The sequence below is a fragment of the Flavobacterium sp. genome (assembly GCF_044338735.1).
Classification (GTDB): Bacteria; Bacteroidota; Bacteroidia; order Flavobacteriales; family Flavobacteriaceae; genus Flavobacterium.
Genome location: NZ_JBIIWV010000214.1, coordinates 1 through 3,169 on the forward strand (window position 1 = coordinate 1; position 3,169 = coordinate 3,169).

At 34.1% G+C, this 3,169-nt stretch carries 3 protein-coding genes; all 3 read right to left on the reverse strand.

Annotated elements, in window-relative coordinates:
• Positions 1 to 1,661: sodium/solute symporter (locus tag ACIQZC_RS10270; RefSeq protein WP_396139131.1), on the reverse strand; the 1,661-nt coding region annotated here is incomplete at its 3' end.
• Positions 1,662 to 1,739: 78 nt separating this feature from the next.
• On the reverse strand, positions 1,740 to 2,756 hold the full coding sequence (gene galE, locus ACIQZC_RS10275; RefSeq protein WP_396139132.1) for a UDP-glucose 4-epimerase GalE: 1,017 nt from the start codon (positions 2,754 to 2,756) through the stop codon (positions 1,740 to 1,742).
• Positions 2,757 to 2,759: 3 nt separating this feature from the next.
• Positions 2,760 to 3,169 (reverse strand): galactose-1-phosphate uridylyltransferase (gene galT / locus ACIQZC_RS10280; protein ID WP_396139133.1); only part of this gene is annotated, 410 nt, incomplete at its 5' end.

The window sequence follows — 3,169 nt, forward strand, 5'->3', positions numbered from 1 at the left end:
AAGATACCAGTTACTAATAAACTACCGGCTAAAAACCCACTATTCACTTTAAACATTGAGGAATCTATTTCTAATCCTTTAGATTTTATTCCTCGTTTTTGGTCAAATAAACTAATAACTATCATTACAGCTACACAGATTACAAATACAAATCCCATACGGTCAATGAATGGAATTTCATACAAACTTGTTCCATTTTCTTGAGGGACTAATACAGCGAAACCTGTTGAATTTAAAAATTCTAAATTCATCCAATTGGGTAAAAACTTAAATACAACTGACAATATGAAACCTCCAATGGTTGCAAACATGGCAGCATTTGAACTTGTTTTTTTCCAGAAAAAGCCTAAAATAAACATGGCGAAAACCCCAGGGCTAACGAATCCAGTGTATTCTTGAATAAATTCGAATCCCCCTTTTTTATCAATTCCTAGGTGTGGTGCAATAACTACCGCTAACATCATGGCTATAAAAACAGCCCATTTCCCAACTTGCACCATTTTCTGTTCACTACAATCTACATCAATTTTTTTCTTGTAAATATCCAATGTAAAAATGGTAGCAATACTATTTACTTTTCCTGCCAATGAGGCAACAACCGCAGCGGTTAATGCGGCAAACGATAAACCTTTTAACCCAACTGGCAATAAGTTTAACAATACTGGATATGATCTGTCTGGATTTAGAACGCCATCAGGGCCTAGTAATTCTGTTTGCAAACCACCTTTTGTATAAATTACATAAGCAGCAATACCAGGTAAAACAACAATAACAGGCATTAATAATTTTAAAAAAGCAGCGAATAGAATCCCGCTTCTAGCAGTTTTTAAATCAGCACCTAACGCTCTTTGAGTTATATATTGATTACAGCCCCAATAATTCAAGTTTACAATCCACATACCTCCTAATAAAACGGTAAGTCCTGGCAAACTTGGGAAATTTGAACTATCTTTTTTAAATATCATGTGGAAATGGTCGCCAGATTGATTCAACATATAATTGAATCCGTTTACCATTCCATGTTGTCCATTTAATTCTGCTACTTTATCTAATGCTAAATAAGTAGTTACTAAACCTCCAAAAATTAGGAAAACCACTTGAATGACATCGGTATAACCGATAACTTTCATACCTCCTAAAGAAATAATAATAGCAAAGAATGCCAAACCATACATGCACAAATCAAGATTAATACCTGAAATTCCGTTAATTGCTAATGCCCCAAGGTATAGGATAGAAGTTAAATTAACAATTACATACAACAACAACCAAAAAACAGCCATAATCATAGCAATATCCCCGTTATACCTTTGATTAAGGAACTGCGGCATTGTATATATCTTATTTTTTAGGTAAACAGGAATAAAAAATACGGCTACAATAATTAACGTCAATGCAGACATCCATTCGTAGCTTGCAATAGCCAATCCCATTTTAAACCCATTCCCCGACATAGCAATAAATTGCTCAGACGAAATGTTGGAAGCAATTAGGGAAGTTCCAATAGCCCACCAAGTTAACGATCCTTCAGCCAAGAAGTAATCATGCGAAGCAGAGTTTTTGGCTGTTTGTTTTCTTTTGTAAATCCAATAGCCATATCCAGCTACTATAAAAAAGTAAACTAGAAAGACCATGTAGTCTGCAAATTGTAATGTATTCATAATTTTGTTTTTTAGGTTAATTAAATTAATAGTGTAAAATATTTTAATCTATTTTGATTTTTAAGATACTATTGAAAGTTATTTCTTCCTAACTCTCTGTTCCCATTTCCAAGCGCTTTCCATTGCCTGATCCAAAGACGATGCTGTTTTCCAGCCCAAGACAGTATTCGCTTTATCTGTACTGGCATAAGCCATGGTAACATCTCCTTCTCTTCTGTCAACAATTTTATATGGAAATGGTTTTCCGCTTACTTTTTCAAAGCTTGATATCACTTCAAGAACAGAACTACCAACTCCAGTACCCAAGTTGAAAATTTCAACTTTATCTTCATTTTTATTTTCTAAAAGACGTTCTAAAGCCACTACGTGTGCCTTTGCCAAATCGACTACGTGAATATAATCTCGAATACAAGTTCCATCAACAGTTGGATAATCGTTTCCATACACCATTAATTCCTTCCGCAACCCAATACCTGTCTGTGTAATAAATGGAACCAAATTCTGTGGAACACCAATTGGTAATTCTCCAATTTCAGCTGATGGGTGCGAACCAATTGGATTAAAATATCGCAATAAAATAGCATTGATAGTACTCACTTTTGCAACGTCAGTTATAATTTCTTCACCAATTTGTTTGGTATTTCCATAAGGAGACATTGCGGGTTTGATAGGTTCATTTTCATCAATAGGCATTTCATCCGCCTGACCATAAACCGTACAGGAAGAACTGAAAATAAAGTGGGCTTCTATTTTTTCTTGTAATTCTTGTAATAAATAAATCAGAGAAGCAATATTGTTTTCATAGTATAGCAATGGATTTTTAACGCTTTCACCTACAGCTTTTGAAGCCGCAAAGTGAATCACACTGCTCACATCATTGTGTTTTTTAAAAAAAGCTTGTACCGATGCTTTTTCCCTTAAATCTAATTTTTCAAATTGGGGTTCTTTACCAGTAATAGCTACAATACCTTTTAAAACAGATTCAGATGAATTGGAAAGATTGTCAATAATCACCACATCAAAACCTTTATTTTGTAATTCTACAACTGTGTGTGAACCTATAAATCCTAAACCTCCTGTTACTAATATTTTCATGTCTTATTTACTTTTATAATGTACATCAGATAAATCTCTTAACATTTTAGCGCTTTTTTCAGCCGTAATGTCTCGTTGAGATTCTCCCATCATTTCATATCCTACCATAAATTTTTTAACTGTTGCCGAACGTAATAAGGGTGGATAAAAGTGCATGTGAAATTGCCATTCTGGGTGAAGTTCTCCATCGGTTGGCGCTTGATGAATACCAGAAGAGTAGGGGAAAGAAGTCTCAAAAAGATTGTCGTATTTTATAGTTAATAATTTAAGAATACTAGCATAATCTTCAATTTCATCAAGAGTAAAATCTGTAATTTTTGTGATAGGACGCTTGCAAATAATCATCGTCTCAAATGGCCAAATGGCCCAAAAAGGAACTAAGGCAACAAAATTATTATTTTCAATGACAATGC